At 66.5% G+C, this 14,157-nt stretch carries 13 protein-coding genes; 3 read left to right on the forward strand and 10 right to left on the reverse strand.

Features of this window, described 5'->3' with window-relative positions; translation table 11 throughout:
* The first annotated feature begins 125 nt into the window (after positions 1-125).
* Positions 126-1,220, forward strand: coding sequence for a nucleoside hydrolase (locus ACAM57_RS27715; protein WP_369659674.1), 1,095 nt, complete (start codon positions 126-128; stop codon positions 1,218-1,220).
* A 43-nt stretch (positions 1,221-1,263) separates the two neighbouring features.
* Here the strand turns inward: ACAM57_RS27715 and ACAM57_RS27720 are convergent, their stop codons facing one another.
* From ACAM57_RS27720 to ACAM57_RS27750, 7 genes are all read right to left on the reverse strand, one after another.
* Positions 1,264-1,710 carry an SRPBCC family protein gene (locus ACAM57_RS27720; protein WP_369659675.1) on the reverse strand — a complete coding sequence of 149 codons (447 nt, stop codon included), beginning with the start codon at positions 1,708-1,710 and terminating at the stop codon, positions 1,264-1,266.
* Positions 1,711-1,895: 185 nt separating this feature from the next.
* The gene (locus ACAM57_RS27725) at positions 1,896-2,633 is read right to left on the reverse strand and encodes an amino acid ABC transporter ATP-binding protein (RefSeq protein ID WP_126021710.1); all 738 of its coding nucleotides are present in this window, start codon (positions 2,631-2,633) and stop codon (positions 1,896-1,898) included.
* A gap of 40 nt (positions 2,634-2,673) precedes the next feature.
* Positions 2,674-3,342 carry an amino acid ABC transporter permease gene (locus tag ACAM57_RS27730; protein WP_184634543.1) on the reverse strand — a complete coding sequence of 223 codons (669 nt, stop codon included), beginning with the start codon at positions 3,340-3,342 and terminating at the stop codon, positions 2,674-2,676.
* Between the two features lies 1 nt (position 3,343).
* Positions 3,344-4,099 carry an amino acid ABC transporter permease gene (locus ACAM57_RS27735; protein WP_126021711.1) on the reverse strand — a complete coding sequence of 252 codons (756 nt, stop codon included), beginning with the start codon at positions 4,097-4,099 and terminating at the stop codon, positions 3,344-3,346.
* A 101-nt stretch (positions 4,100-4,200) separates the two neighbouring features.
* A complete protein-coding gene (locus tag ACAM57_RS27740) occupies positions 4,201-5,097 on the reverse strand; it encodes a transporter substrate-binding domain-containing protein (RefSeq protein WP_369659676.1) in 897 nt (298 codons plus the stop codon).
* A gap of 152 nt (positions 5,098-5,249) precedes the next feature.
* Positions 5,250-6,722 (reverse strand): aspartate ammonia-lyase, encoded by a 1,473-nt coding sequence (locus ACAM57_RS27745; RefSeq protein ID WP_369659677.1) that lies wholly within the window; start codon positions 6,720-6,722, stop codon positions 5,250-5,252.
* 186 nt (positions 6,723-6,908) lie between these two features.
* A complete protein-coding gene (locus ACAM57_RS27750; protein WP_126021525.1) occupies positions 6,909-7,892 on the reverse strand; it encodes a LysR substrate-binding domain-containing protein in 984 nt (327 codons plus the stop codon).
* A 61-nt stretch (positions 7,893-7,953) separates the two neighbouring features.
* Here ACAM57_RS27750 and ACAM57_RS27755 point away from each other — a divergent pair, with 61 nt between their 5' ends.
* On the forward strand, positions 7,954-9,396 hold the full coding sequence (locus ACAM57_RS27755) for an amidase (protein ID WP_369659678.1): 1,443 nt from the start codon (positions 7,954-7,956) through the stop codon (positions 9,394-9,396).
* Positions 9,397-9,429: 33 nt separating this feature from the next.
* On the opposite strand, the gene ACAM57_RS27760 is transcribed toward ACAM57_RS27755, so the two are convergent.
* Together ACAM57_RS27760 and ACAM57_RS27765 are read right to left on the reverse strand one after the other, a co-directional pair.
* Entirely contained in the window at positions 9,430-10,368 is a 939-nt protein-coding gene (locus tag ACAM57_RS27760; RefSeq protein ID WP_369659679.1) for a 2-hydroxyacid dehydrogenase, read from the reverse strand.
* 46 nt (positions 10,369-10,414) lie between these two features.
* Positions 10,415-12,259: an ABC transporter ATP-binding protein/permease gene (locus ACAM57_RS27765; RefSeq protein WP_369659680.1), complete on the reverse strand. Its 1,845-nt coding sequence runs from the start codon at positions 12,257-12,259 to the stop codon at positions 10,415-10,417.
* Positions 12,260-12,300: 41 nt separating this feature from the next.
* Between ACAM57_RS27765 and ACAM57_RS27770 the strand changes: the two genes are divergently transcribed.
* Positions 12,301-12,735, forward strand: coding sequence for an acyl-CoA thioesterase (locus ACAM57_RS27770; RefSeq protein ID WP_126021529.1), 435 nt, complete (start codon positions 12,301-12,303; stop codon positions 12,733-12,735).
* A gap of 151 nt (positions 12,736-12,886) precedes the next feature.
* On the opposite strand, the gene ACAM57_RS27775 is transcribed toward ACAM57_RS27770, so the two are convergent.
* The gene (locus ACAM57_RS27775) at positions 12,887-14,038 is read right to left on the reverse strand and encodes an ABC transporter substrate-binding protein (RefSeq protein WP_369659681.1); all 1,152 of its coding nucleotides are present in this window, start codon (positions 14,036-14,038) and stop codon (positions 12,887-12,889) included.
* Between the last annotated feature and the right edge of the window lie 119 nt (positions 14,039-14,157).

The following is a 14,157-nucleotide window of genomic DNA, read 5'->3' on the forward strand; positions in this document are numbered from 1 at the left end:
AACGTTGCGGGTGCTCGCGCAGCAGCCGAAAATGCTTGCGCGATCAGGTGTCCGCGGCGCGTGTTGCTCTGGCAGACTGACTTGAAAGGCGCACTCTTCTTCAGCGCCTGCAAGGAGGTTCCTTCATGCATTCCAGGGCTGCTGCAGCGGCAACGCCGTCGTCATTGCCATCGCGCCTCGCGGCGACGATCTTCCCGATTCTTCTTCTCGGACTCGCCGCCCTCTTGACCACCAGCCTCATCGCCCCGAAGGCCCACGCCACAGACGCCACGCCGGCAACTACTCACACGCTCATCATCGACACCGACCCCGGCGCCGACGATGTGATTGCGCTGCTCTTCGCCATGGCGTCGCCCGAGCAGCTGAAGATCCAGGCGCTCACCACCGTGGCCGGCAACGTGCCGCTTGCCAAGACCTCGCGCAACGCCCGCCTGGCGCGCGAGTGGGCGAAGCGCCCCGACATCGCCATCTACGCCGGCGCGCCGCGCCCGCTGCTGCGTACGCCGATCTACGCGGCCGACATCCACGGCAGCGAGGGCATCACCGGCGTGAAGGTGCACGAGCCCAGCCAGCCGCTGGCCGAGGGCAACGCGGTCGACTACCTGATCCGCACGCTGCGCGCCGCGCCCGAGAAGAGCGTGACCCTCGCGATGCTCGGCCCCGAGACCAACCTCGCGCTGGCGCTCACGCAGGCACCCGACATCACGCGCGGCCTGCGCGAACTGGTGCTCATGGGCGGCGCGCACTTCAACGGCGGCAACATCACGCCCACGGCGGAGTTCAACGTGTTCGCCGATCCGCACGCGGCCGAGATCGTGCTCAAGAGCGGCGTGCCGATCACCATGCTGCCGCTGGACCTCACGCACAAGGTGCTCACGAGCCCCGAGCGCATCGCCAGGCTGCGCGGCCTGGGCAACCAGGCCGGCAAGACCGTCGCCGACATCCTCGACGCCTACGTGCAGCACGACATGCAGTACTACGGCCTGCCCGGCGGCCCGGTGCACGATGCGACAGTGGTCGCCTACCTGCTGCAGCCCTCGCTCTTCAGGGGCCGCAAGGTGAACGTGGAAGTCGACAGCCGCGAGGGGCTGGGCTTCGGGCAGACGGTGGTCGACTGGTACGGCGGGCTGAAGAAGCCGGCCAATGTGAACTGGATCGCGGAAGGCGATGCCCAGGGGTTCTTCGATCTGCTGACGCAGAGGATTTCGCGGTTGCCTTGACGGCCCCTGCTTCAGATCACCGCTTCGCCTTCGCGCGAAGCCTTCAGCCCGGAATGTTCGGCTCCACCAGTTGAGCCAGCGAAACCAGCGACTCCTGCCACCCCAGGTAGCACATCTCCGTCGGGATCATTTCGGGAATGCCTTCCTGCACGATCGAGACGTCGGTGCCGCAGGACACCTCGGTCAGGACCACGGTGGTCTTCATCGTGCCCGGAAGGTTCGGATCGTCGAAGGCCGCGTCGTAGGCGATGCGCTTGCCCGGAACGAGTTCGAGGTACTTGCCGCCGAACGAATGGCTGTTGCCGGTACCGAAGTTGATGAATGACATGCGCCAGGCGCCGCCTACCACCGGCTCCATCGCGTGGACCTTGCCGACGAAGCCGAAAGGCGGCAGCCAGCGCTCGAAGGCGCCGGGCTGGACGAATGCGCGGTAGACCTTGTCCGGCGAGGTACGAAGGACGCGATGCAGACGGACGGTGTTGGTAGCCATGATTGATTGCTCCTGAAGAAAATCGAGGACGACCCTCGATAGCACGTCGGATGAGCCTGATGAAAATCGACAGGCGCCGAGATCAGGGAAAACCCGTAGCCACAAGACATAGCCTGGCCGAAAGCAAGAAAGCCGCGCTGCCCGAGGACAGCGCGGCTTTTGCTTCCTGGCCTTGCGGCAGCCGATCAGTGCTGCAGGATCTTGTTGAGGAAGTCCTTGGTGCGCGGCTGGCGGTTTTCCGGGTGGCCGAAGAACTCGTCCTTCGAGCAGTCTTCCAGGATGCGGCCGCCCACGTCGATGAAGATCACGCGGCTGGCGACCTTGCGGGCGAAGCCCATTTCGTGCGTGACCACCATCATGGTCATGCCTTCCTTGGCGAGGTTCACCATCACGTCGAGCACTTCGCCGACCATCTCGGGGTCGAGCGCCGAGGTGGGCTCGTCGAACAGCATGACGATGGGGTCCATCGACAGCGCACGGGCGATGGCCACGCGCTGCTGCTGGCCGCCGGAGAGCTGGCCCGGGAACTTGTCCTTGTGCGCCATCAGGCCCACGCGGTCGAGCATCTTCAGGCCGCGGGTCTTGGCCTCGTCGGCCGAGCGGCCGAGCACCTTGATCTGGGCGATGGTGAGGTTCTCGGTCACCGACAGGTGCGGGAACAGCTCGAAGTGCTGGAACACCATGCCGACCTTGGAGCGCAGCTTGGGCAGGTTGGTCTTGGGGTCGTGCAGCGGGATGCCGTTGACGGTGATCTCGCCCTTCTGGAAGGGCTCGAGCGCGTTCACGGTCTTGATGAGCGTGGACTTGCCGGAACCCGACGGGCCGCACACCACCACCACGTCGCCCTTGGCGATGCTGACGGAGCAGTCGTTGAGCACCTGCACCGGGCCGTACCACTTCGATACGTTCTTGATTTCGATCATTTTTTCGGACATTTCTTTCTCCGGTTAGCCACTCAAACTGTCAGCGGATGATGGCGATTTTCTTGTGCAGGCGTTTCACCAGCCAGGAAAGGGCGTAGCACATGACGAAGTAAACGACGGCGGCCAGCAGGTAGGCCTCTTCAGGACGGCCGAAGTTCTTGCCGGCGGTCTCGAAGCCCTTGAGCAGGTCGTAGGCGCCGATGGCGTAGACCAGCGAGGTGTCCTGGAACAGGATGATGGTCTGCGTGAGCAGCACCGGCAGCATGTTCCGGAAGGCCTGGGGCAAGATGACCAGCTTCATGTTCTGGCTGTAGGTCATGCCCACGGCCATGCCGGCGAAGACCTGCCCGCGCGGGATCGACTGGATGCCGGCGCGCATGATCTCGGAGAAGTAGGCCGCCTCGAAGCAGATGAAGGTGATGACGGCCGAGGTTTCGGCCCCGATGGGGCGGCCGATCACGAAGGGCACCAGCAGGAAGAAGCCCAGGATCACCATCACCAGCGGCACGGAGCGCATGCCGTTGACGTAGGCCGCGGCGGGAAAGTCCAGCCACTTCTTGCCCGACAGGCGCATGAGCGCCAGCAGGGTGCCGAAGAAGATGCCGCCCAGCGTGGCCACGGCCGTCAGGACGACGCTGAAGTAGAAGCCTTTCAGCACATAGGTGCTGATGAGGTTCCAGTTGTAGAAGGAAAAGTCGAGATTCATCATGTCAGTGGCCCCCCGTGCCGCCGGCGGCGACGAAGCCCGGCACGCGCACCTTGCGCTCGATGAAGGTCATGATGCGGTTGATCAGCATGGCGCTGATGACGTAGAGAGCGATCACGCCGATGTAGATCGGGATCTGGGCCGAGGTCTCTTCACCGGCCTGCAGGTAGAACTGCGTGAGCTCGGGAATCGACACCGCGAAGGCCACCGACGAATTCTTGAAGATGTTCATTGATTCGCTGGTCAGCGGCGGCATGATGATCCGGTACGCCATGGGCAGCAGCACGAAGCGGTAGTACTGCGGCGTCGTGAAGCCCACGGCCATGCCCGCGTAGCGCTGGCCGCGCGGCAGCGCCTGGATGCCCGAGCGCAATTGCTCGGCGATACGCGCCGAGGTGAAGAAGCCCAGCGCGCAGACCACCAGCACGAAAGGCGGCAGGTCGCGCATCGGCGGGATCATCTTGGGCAGCACGAAGTACCAGATGAACACCTGGACCAGCAGGGGGACGTTGCGGAACAGCTCCACCCACGCGTTGCCGAACCGGACCAGCCAGGGGCTGTCGGGCAGCGTGCGCAACGTGCCGATGATCGAGCCCACGACCAGCGCCAGGAACAGGGCCGTGAGCGCCACGCTCACGGTCCAGCCCCATGCAGTCAACATCCATTGCAGATAGGTCTGGTCCGATCCGCGTGCGAAGCAGCTTGCGACCACTTCATTGGTGAGCGTGTCCTGGCAAAAGACCGACATGTCCAGGTTCAGCATCCATCCTCCTTCGCGGGTCAGGGCCCGCGCCCATTGCATCGAAAAGCCCGCGTCGGCAGGGTGCCGCGCGGGCTTGGCTTTTCAGGTCTCGCGACGCCTTACTTGGGGGCGTAGGCTTCCATGGGCTTGTCGTTCGGGTTGGCCCATGCGGCCTTGGTGCCTTCCGAAGCCGGCATGTTCAGGTTGACGTTGTTCGGGGGGATCGGCTGCATGAACCACTTGTCGTACAGCTTGGCCAGCGAGCCGTCCTTGATCTGGCGCACGATGCTGTCGTCGACGGCCTTCTTCAGCTTGGCGTCGCCCTTGGGCAGCATGCAGGCGATGGGTTCGACCGACAGCACTTCGCCGACGATCTTGAAGTCCTTGGGGTTCTTCGACTTGGCGGCGTTGGCGGCCAGGATGGAGCCGTCCATCACGAAGGCATCGGCGCGGCCCGATTCGAGCAGCAGGAAGCTGTCGGCGTGGTCCTTGCCCATGACTTCCTTGAAGTCGACGCCTTCGGCGCGCTTGTTCTTGCGCAGCGTCTGGACCGAGGTGGTGCCGGTGGTGGTGGCCACGACCTTGCCCTTCAGGTCGGCGATGCCGTTGATGCCGGAATTGGCCTTGGTGAGGATACGGATTTCTTCCACGTAGGTGGTGTAGGCGAAATCGACGTCCTTCTGGCGGGACGCGTTGTTGGTGGTGGAACCGCACTCGAAGTCGATGGTGCCGTTCTGGACCAGGGGCACGCGGTTCTGCGACGTGATCACCTGGTAGTTGATGGTCAGGGGCTTGCCGAGGTCCTTGCTCAGGTCCTTGATGATGTTCTCGGCCATTTCGGTGTGGAAGCCGACGTACTTGCCGCCGCCCAGGGTGTAGGCCAGGCCGGAAGAGTCACGCACGCCCAGGTTCACCGCGCCGCGCTCCTTGATCTTGGCGAGGGTATCGGTGGCCTGCGCGAACGCGCCGGTTGCCACGAACGCCGTCACGGCCAGCGCGAGCAATTGCTTTTTCATCAGAAGACTCCTTGGGAATTAGACAGAAAGAAACACAGCGAAATTCTAGACACACACTGTTCTTGGGCGCATCGGTAACCACCCCGGTGCACGGCATACCGAACTGTGCAGTTCCGTGCAGGGGTGGGCGCTTGTCTGGTGCATGTGTCCCGTCATGACGCCGATGGGGGAGGATTAGCAGCCTCCGTGCCTGTCGGCACGGCCGCGGGGGGAACGGGTGCGGCCAATCTTACAGGTTGCGTCAGGTTCTCCGGCACCAGCAGCGCGTCCATCTCGGCACGGGTCATGATGCCCAGCGACTCGGCCACCAGGTCGATCGGACCGCCCGTGGCCAGGGCGGTCTTGGCGATCAGCGCGGCCTTCTCGTAGCCGATGAGCGGGTTCAGCGCCGTGACCAGCGTGACCGACTCGCGCACCCGCTTCGCAAGGAACTCGCGGTTGGCCTCGATGCCTTCCACGCAGTTGTGCTGCAGCGTGGTGCACGCGCGGCCCAGGTGCTGGATGCTCTTGAAGAGGCTCCAGCCCATGATCGGCTCGAAGGCGTTGAGCTGCAGTTGGCCGGCTTCGGATGCCAGCGTCACGGTGATGTCGTTGCCGATGACCTCGAACGCCACCTGGTTCATGACTTCCGGGATCACCGGGTTGACCTTGCCCGGCATGATCGAGGAGCCCGCCTGCCGCGCCGGCAGCCGGATCTCGCCGAAGCCGGCCTGGGGGCCGCTGGAGAGCAGCCGCAGGTCGTTGCAGGTCTTGCTGAGCTTGGTCGCCACGCGCTTGAGCACGCCCGACAGCTGCACGAACGCGCCCGTGTCCTGCGTGGCCTCGACCAGGTTGGCGGCCTGCTTCAGCGGCACGCCGGTCTGCTCGGCGAGGTACTGGCAGGCCAGGTTCGCGTAGCCGTGCGGCGCGTTGATGCCGGTGCCGATGGCGGTGGCGCCGAGGTTGATTTCCTCGATGAGGGCGCGCGCCTCGCGCAGGCGGGCCTCGTCCTCCTCGATCATGACGGCGTAGGTCAGGAACTCCTGGCCCAGCGTCATCGGCACGGCGTCTTGCAGCTGGGTGCGGCCGATCTTGAGGATGTCCTTGAACTCCAGCGCCTTGGCCTCGAAGGCGCGGCGCAGCGAAGCCATCGACTCGAGCAGCCGGCCGATGGCGAACCACAGCGCCAGGCGCACCGCGGTGGGGTACACGTCGTTGGTGCTCTGCGAGGCGTTGACGTGGTCGTTGGGGTGCAGCACGTCGTAGCGCGCCTTCTCGTGGCCCAGCTTCTCCAGCGCGAGGTTGCAGATGACCTCGTTGGCGTTCATGTTGGTCGAGGTGCCGGCGCCGCCCTGGATCACGTCGACCACGAACTCGTCGAGCAGCTTGCCGTCGACGATGTCGTCGCAGGCCAGGATGATGGCCGCGGCGCGGTCGCGGTCGATGGCGCCGAGGTCGGCGTTGGCCCGGGTGGCGGCCTTCTTCACGTAGGCCAGCGCGCGCACCAGGTCGGGCATGGCCGAGATGCGGGTGCCGGAGATGGGGAAGTTCTCGACCGCTCGCGCCGTATGCACGCCCCAGTAGGCGATGGCGGGGATCTGCTTCTCGCCGAGGAAATCGTGTTCCGTCCTGAAATTGGAGCTCATGGGAGATTCCTCGGCTTAAAAAAAAGCACGCGCAGGGCGCGTGCCGTGGGTTGGGATCGTGACAGCGAAAAGCAGCCGCGACTGTAGTGGCGCCGGATTCGGTGCGCCAATGCCTTTTGCGGGAGGGCCTATGCGCGGCATTTATAGATTGTGCGATGCACAAATTCCGGTGAAGCCGCCCTGCCGTCAGCGCTGCGGCTGGGTGCCGACGAGATAGGACCACAGCGCATCGGCCGTGCGCTTGGGCTGCAGGGTGTCGGCCGCCTTCAGCGCGGCGCGGCCGGCGCCGGCCTTGAGCGGAGCCGGCGTGCCGGGGCGTTCCCGATACGCGCGGATCTCCATGGTCGCCTCCAGACTGTCGATCTCCGGCGGCAGCGCGCTCACCAGCTTGCGCGCCTTGATCTCCTTGCGCACCGCGCTCTGCGGCAGGAAGGCGATGCCGTGTCCTTCGAGCGCCATCACCTTCAGGCCCTCGGCCATGTCGGTCTCGTAGACCCGGTCGAGGTGGATGGCGGTGCCCGATTCCTTCAGCAGCTGGTCGACCACGCGGCCCAGGTAGGCGCCGGGCGCATAGCCCAGGTACGGGAGCGGCTGGCCCGGGCGGCCCGGCAGGCGGTAGCGCGGCGCGCCCTCGGCGTCGGCCTTGACCCAGGGAGCCACGGTTTCCTGGCCGAGGCTGACCATCTCGTACTTGTTGGCGTCGAGCTGCAGCGGCTGCGAGGGGTGGTGGTAGGCGATCAGCAGGTCGCAGCTGCCTTCGACGAGCCGCAGCACCGCGTCATGCACGTTGAGCGCGATCAGCCGGCTCTTGATGGGACCGAAATGCTCCCTGAGGCTGGTCACCCAAGAGGGAAAGAAGGTGAAGGCCAGCGTGTGCGGCACCGCGATCTCGATCACGTCCTGCCCGGCGGCCGAGTGGCCGCGCAGCATGGCGCGGGTGCTCTGCAGCGACTGCAGCATCTCGATGGCCTGGCTGTAGAGCGTCTGGCCCGCGGGCGTGAGCCGGGTCGGGTACGAGCTTCGGTCCACCAGGTCGGTGCCGGCCCAGCCTTCGAGCGCCTGGATGCGGCGGGAGAACGCCGGCTGCGTCACGTGCCTCAACTGGGCCGAGCGGCTGAAGCTGCGGGTTTCCGCAAGGCTGATGAAGTCTTCGAGCCACTTTGTTTCCATACGCGGCGATTATGCGAGCGCCGCGCCATACTGGGCGCCCCCTCCTTTTCCCTCATCCGCCATGCCTCAAGCCGACCTGCTCGACCTCAGCGCCACCGAACTCTCCCGCCGCATCGCTGCGCGCGAGGTGTCCTGCCGGGAACTGATGCAGGCCTCGCTGGCCCGCATCGAGGCGCTGAACCCGCGCTTCAACGCCATCGTGTCGCTGCGCGATCCGCAGCAGTCGCTGGCCGAGGCGGACGAGCGCGACGCCGAGCTGGCACGTGGCGAACGGCGCGGCTGGATGCACGGCTTTCCGCTGGCGGTGAAGGACCTGAGCCATGCGGCCGGCCTGCCGACTTCGATGGGCTCCCCGCTGTCGCCGCGCTCCGCTGCCCGCGCAGACAGCCTGCACGTGGCGCGCGCCAGGGCCGCCGGCGCCATCGTCATCGGCAAGACCAACACGCCCGAGTTCGGGCTCGGCTCGCACACCTACAACCCGGTGTTCGGCATCACACGCAACGCCTATGCGCCCGAGCGCAGCGCGGGCGGCAGCAGCGGCGGCGCCGCGGTGGCGCTGGCCCTGGGCATCCTGCCCGTGGCGGACGGCAGCGACATGATGGGGTCGCTTCGCAACCCGGCGGCCTTCAACAACGTGATCGGCATGCGCCCCTCGCGCGGACGCGTGCCGGGCAACCCCGACGAGGAACTCTTCTTCCAGCAGCTGGGCTGCGAAGGCCCGATGGCGCGCACGGTGGAAGACGCGGCGCGGCTGCTGGCCGTGCAGGCGGGCTTCGACGCGCGCGTGCCGCTGTCGTCGCCGCACGCCCTGCCCTCGCCTGACGAACTGCGGCTGGAGGGCGACGCCAAGGGCCTGCGCATCGGCTGGCTCGGCAGCATCTGGCCCGAACTGCCGCTGGAGCCCGGCATCCGCGAGCTCGGCGAGAAGGCACTCGGCACCTTCCGCGACATCGGCTGCGAGGTCGAGCCCTGCACGCTCGACGTGCCTCGCGAGCACAACTGGAGCGCCTGGCTGCGACTGCGGCAGCTGCTGGTGGGCGGCAAGCTGGGCGCCTACCTGAGCGATCCGAAGCTGTTCGCGCAGCTCAAGCCCGAGGCCCAATGGGAGATCGAGCAGAGCCGGCACCTCGACGCGGCCTCGCTCTACCAGGCTTCGGTGTACCGCTCGAACGTGTACCGTGCCTTCCTCAAGCTCTTCGAGCGCTTCGACTTCGTGCTGGCGCCGACGGCGCAGGTCTTTCCCTTCGACGCCGAGCTGCACTGGCCTTCCGAAGTGGCCGGCGTGAAGAGCGACACCTATCACCGCTGGATGGAAATCGTCACGCCCTTCACGCTGGCAGGGCTTCCGACGCTCAACGTGCGCGCGGGTTTCGGCGAAGGCGGGCTGCCGATGGGACTGCAGCTGGCGGGGCCGATCCATTCGGATCTCGAGGTGCTGCGGCTCGGGCATGCGTATGACCAGGCATGCGGCTGGGCGGCGCGCCGCCCCTCGGTATTGGCTTGACTCCCTCCCCCGGCGGGGGAAGGAGCAGATGCATCAGATCGGCGTGACGACGCCGCGCCCCGCGAAGTGCCCTTCGGCATTCGCGAGGAAGTGGTCCACCGACTTCTGCGTCGCCTCGGGCGACCAGCCCGCCATGTGCGGCGTGAGCAGCACGTTGTCCAGCCCGATCAGCGGCTCGGGCCGCTTCGGCTCGCTCTCGTACACGTCGAGGCCTGCACCGGCGATGCGGTTCTCGCGCAGCGCCGCGGCCAGCGCCTCGGTGTCGACCACGCTGCCGCGGCCGATGCTCACCAGGTAGCCCTGCGGCCCCAGCGCATCGAGCACTTCGGCATTGACCAGGTGCTTCGTCGCCGGGCCGCCCGGCGCGGCCAGCACGAGGAAGTCGGCCCATGCGGCGAGCGACTTCAGGTCGTCGAAGTAGCGCTGCGCCGCGCCCTCCTTCGGCTTGCGGTTGTGATAGCCCACTTCCATGTCGAAGGCCGCGGCGCGCTTGGCGATCTTCTGGCCGATGGTGCCCATGCCCAGGATGCCCAGCTTCTTGCCCGACACGTTCGGCGGCTGCGGGATCGCTTCGCGCCACACGCCTTCGCGGCACAGCCGGTCGAGCTTGCGGAACTCACGCACGATGCCGATCAGGAGGCCGAAGGCATGGTCGGCCACGCAGTCGTCGTTGGTGCCGGCACCGTTGGCGGTCGCGATGCCGCGGGCGCGCGTCACCTCGAGCGGCACGCCTTCGTAGCCCGCGCCCATGCAGCAGACCAGCTCCAGCGCGGGCATCGCGTCGATCTCCTCGGGCGTGATGCCGATTACGCCGATGGTCAGCACCGCACGGAACTTCCTGCCGTGCTGGGCAATGGCAGCCGCGCGCTGCCCGGGGTCGAAGGCGTAGGTCATGTCGTAGACCTCGGCGATCTGGGCCTGGTGGGCGCTCGAGAGGCTGTTGAGCACCAGCAGGGGGATCTTGTTCGGCACGTCTGAACTCCTGGAATCGATAAAAAAGAAGGAACGGATGATCGCGCTACATCAGCGGTGCTGCTTCGCTCTTCTGCAAAGCCCACATCTGCGCGTAGCGCCCCTGCTTCGCGAGCAGCTGCGCATGCGTGCCGCGCTCGACGATCACGCCGCTTTCGAGCACCAGGATCTCGTGCGCATCGACCACCGTCGACAGCCGGTGCGCAATGACCAGTGTGGTCTTGCCCTGCGCGGCATTCTTGAGTTCAGACTGGATGGCGCGCTCGTTGGCCGAGTCGAGCGCCGAGGTGGCCTCGTCGAAGATCATGATCGGCGGGTTCTTCAGCAGCGTGCGGGCGATGGCCACGCGCTGCTTCTCGCCGCCCGAGAGCTTCAGGCCGCGCTCGCCCACCGTCGTTTCGTAGCCCTTGGGCGTGGCGACGATGAAGTCGTGGATGCGCGCGGCGCGGGCGGCGGCTTCCACCTCTTCACGCGTGGCGCCCGGGCGGCCGTACGCGATGTTGTATTCGACGGTGTCGTTGAAGAGCACCGTGTCCTGCGGAACGATGCCTATGGCCTTGCGCACGCTCGACTGCGTGACCTCGCGGATGTCCTCGCCGCCGATGGTGATGCGGCCTTGCTGCACGTCATAGAAGCGGTACAGCAGCCGCGCCAGCGTCGACTTCCCCGAGCCCGAGGGGCCGACCACAGCCACCGTCTTGCCGGCCGGGATCTCGAAGCTCACGTGCTTGAGGATGGGCCGCGCGGGCTCGTAGGCGAAGCTCACGTCCTCGAAGCGCACCGTGGCATCCACGCCGGCCAGCGGCTGCGCGCCGGGCGCGTCGCGCACCTCGCGCTCCTTTTCCATCAGCACGAACATCTTGTCGAGGTCGGTCAGGCTCTGCTTGATCTCGCGATAGATCACGCCCAGGAAATTGAGCGGAATGTAGAGCTGGATCATGAAGGCGTTGACCATCACCAGGTCGCCCAGCGTCATGCGCCCGTCGACCACGCCCGAGGTCGCGCGCCACAGCATCAGCACCAGGCTGATCGCGATGAGCGCCTGCTGGCCGGTGTTGAGCATGCTCAGCGTGCGCTGGCTCTTGATGGCGGCCTTGCGGTAGCGGTCGAGGCTGGCGTCGTAGCGGCCGGCCTCGAAGTCCTCGTTGTTGAAGTACTTGACGGTCTCGTAGTTCAGCAGCGAATCGACCGCGCGGCTCTGCGCCACCGAGTCGAGCTCGTTCATGGTCTTGCGGAACTTCGTGCGCCACTCGGTCACGGTAACGGTGAAGACGATGTACAGCACCAGCGCCGCCACCGTGATCCACACGAAGAAGGCATCGAACTTCACGCCCAGGATGGTGAGCACCAGCACCAGCTCGATGATGGTGGGCACGATGCTGTAGAGCGACATCGAGATCAGCGAATGCACGCCGCGCGTGCCGCGCTCGATGTCGCGCGTCATGCCGCCGGTCTGGCGCTCCAGGTGAAAGCGCAGGCTCAGCGAATGCAGGTGGCGGAACACCTCCAGCGCGATCTGCCGGGCCGTGCCCTCGGTGGCCTTGGCGAAGATCAGCTCGCGCAGTTCGCTGAACAGCGAGGTCGAGAAGCGCAGCAGCCCGTAGGCCAGCAGCAGCCCGATGGGCACGATGAGCAGCGCCTGGGCCAAGTCCGGAGCACCGGGCTTGGGCGTCATCGTGTCGACCAGGTTCTTCAGCAGCACCGGCACGCCGACGTTGGCCACCTTGGCGCCGACCATGAAGGCCAGCGCGGCGAGCACGCGCCACTTGTACTGCCAGAGATAGGGGAACAGCCGGCGCAGGGTCGCCCAGTCGGAGCGATCGCCTGCGGGTGCCGGCGCCTGGCCGCCGGCGGCGTGGGAGGAAGGAAGGGCTTCGCCGCTGCGGCGCATGGGGGACAATCGTGGTTGCTTGTTTGTTCCAGATTGTGCCCATGTCAGATACTTCCAGTGCCGCCTCCACGGCCGCCGCCACCCTCAAGAGCCTGCCCACGGACATGGAGCTGGTGCTCAAGGTCATTCCGATGCCGGCGGACTGCAACGCCAACGGCGACATCTTCGGCGGCTGGGTCATGGCCCAGTGCGACCTGGCCGGCTCCGTCATCCCCGCGCGCTACGCCAAGGGCCGGCAGGCCACGGTGGCGGTCAACGAGTTCATCTTCAAGCAGCCGGTGCGCCTGGGCGACATCCTGTCGTTCTATTCGAAGCTGGTGCGCATCGGGCGCACGTCGGTCACGGTCATGGTCGAAGTCTTCGCCGAGCGCTTCCGCGCGCAGGGCGAGTACATCAAGGTGACGCAGGCCACCTTCACCTACGTGGCCATCGACGACAACGGCCGTCCGAGGCCGATCGAGAAACCGGACGCCTGATTCGCGGCTGAAGGAGCCGGACAGCCGAACGCAGAGGGCGCGAAGGTTTCGCGAAGGACGCGAAAGAAAAACCAGATTTCTTTGGATTTCTTCTGCGATCTCTGCGGAACCTTCGCGCCCTCTGCGTTCGGCTGTCCGCTCCCCCGAAACCTCAAACCCCAGGGTCGCGCACCCGCTCGAAACGTTCGAACTCGCGGTTGACCCACCGCCCGTCGCGCCGCTCCACACGGCGGATGTACACCGTCTGCACGATGTCGCGGGTGTGGGCATCGATCTCGACAGGCCCGCGCGGGCTTTCGAGCTTCAGCCCGCGGAACGCATCCACCAGCCGCTCTCCGCCCGCGTTGCCGCGTGCGGCCGGCGAGGCCATCGCGGCGTCGATGGCCTCCAGCGCGTCGTGCGCCGCGACCGCGAAATAGCCGGGCCGCAGATGGCTGCCGTATTCGGTCTCGAAGACGCCGGTGAAGCGCCGGTTGGCCGGCGAGTCGTGGGCGAAGGAATAGTGGTGGCTGGTGACGAGGCCGTCGGCCAGCTCGCCGATGCCTTCCAGGTAGTGGTCGTCGGTGGCGTCGCCCGTGGCCAGCAGGCGGATGCCGGTGTCGGCCATGCCCCGGTCGCGCCAGAACTTGAGAAAGGTGGCCGGCATCTGCCCCGAAGGCAGGAAGAAGAACACCGCCTGCGGCTTCAGTTCGCGCAGCCGCAGCATGTAGGCCGAGTAGTCCAGCGTGGCCAGCGGCACCCGCAGCATCGCGCCGATGCGGCCGCCGCCCGCGGTGAAGCCCGAGACGAAGGCGCTCTCGGCATCGACGCCCGAGGCGTAGTCGGCCACCACGGTGCAGACGTCGCGCAGCCCCTGCTGCAGCGCCCATCGGGCCAAAGGCATCGTGACCTGCCCGATGGTGAATGACACGCGCACCGCATACGGGCAGCGCACCGTGATGCCCGAGGACGCCGCGTTCATCACGATCAGCGGCAGTCTGGCCTGCGTGGCAACGTTGCCGACGGCATAGGCGTTGGAACTGAAGTCCAGGCCCGCGAGCAACTCGACGCGCTCGCTTTCCACAAGGTCGAGCGCCTGGCGGCGGGCTTGGTCGGGGGCGCTGCCCGGCACGTCGCGCCGCAGCAGTTCGACCGGCCTTCCGGCGATGTGCTGGTTGTGCGCCGCGAGCCACACGGACATGCCGGCATCGAACTGCCGGCCGCCGCCCGCGTAGGGGCCGGACCATGAACCGATGACGCCGATGCGCAGCGGCCGGATGCGCGCCAAGGCCAGCGAGGGGGCGGCCAGGGTGCCGGCCAGCAAACCTAAAGTACGCCTGCGCGAGATGCCGGATGCTACTTTTTCAGTAGCATCATTCGCCCGGTGGACGGGCGTCTTGAGCGTTCTTGTCTCCGAGGCTTGCACGCAGGACAGTGTAAGCG

Source organism: Variovorax sp. V15, from assembly GCF_041154425.1.
Taxonomy (GTDB): Bacteria; Pseudomonadota; Gammaproteobacteria; order Burkholderiales; family Burkholderiaceae_C; genus Variovorax; species Variovorax guangxiensis.

Coding starts and splice junctions, on each gene's coding strand:
- ACAM57_RS27715 (WP_369659674.1), top strand. CDS start 126: ATGCATTCCAGGGCTGCTGCAGCGGCAACGCCGTCGTCATTGCCATCG.
- ACAM57_RS27720 (WP_369659675.1), bottom strand. CDS start 1,710: ATGGCTACCAACACCGTCCGTCTGCATCGCGTCCTTCGTACCTCGCCG.
- ACAM57_RS27725 (WP_126021710.1), bottom strand. CDS start 2,633: ATGATCGAAATCAAGAACGTATCGAAGTGGTACGGCCCGGTGCAGGTG.
- ACAM57_RS27730 (WP_184634543.1), bottom strand. CDS start 3,342: ATGATGAATCTCGACTTTTCCTTCTACAACTGGAACCTCATCAGCACC.
- ACAM57_RS27740 (WP_369659676.1), bottom strand. CDS start 5,097: ATGAAAAAGCAATTGCTCGCGCTGGCCGTGACGGCGTTCGTGGCAACC.
- ACAM57_RS27745 (WP_369659677.1), bottom strand. CDS start 6,722: ATGAGCTCCAATTTCAGGACGGAACACGATTTCCTCGGCGAGAAGCAG.
- ACAM57_RS27750 (WP_126021525.1), bottom strand. CDS start 7,892: ATGGAAACAAAGTGGCTCGAAGACTTCATCAGCCTTGCGGAAACCCGC.
- ACAM57_RS27755 (WP_369659678.1), top strand. CDS start 7,954: ATGCCTCAAGCCGACCTGCTCGACCTCAGCGCCACCGAACTCTCCCGC.
- ACAM57_RS27765 (WP_369659680.1), bottom strand. CDS start 12,259: ATGCGCCGCAGCGGCGAAGCCCTTCCTTCCTCCCACGCCGCCGGCGGC.
- ACAM57_RS27770 (WP_126021529.1), top strand. CDS start 12,301: ATGTCAGATACTTCCAGTGCCGCCTCCACGGCCGCCGCCACCCTCAAG.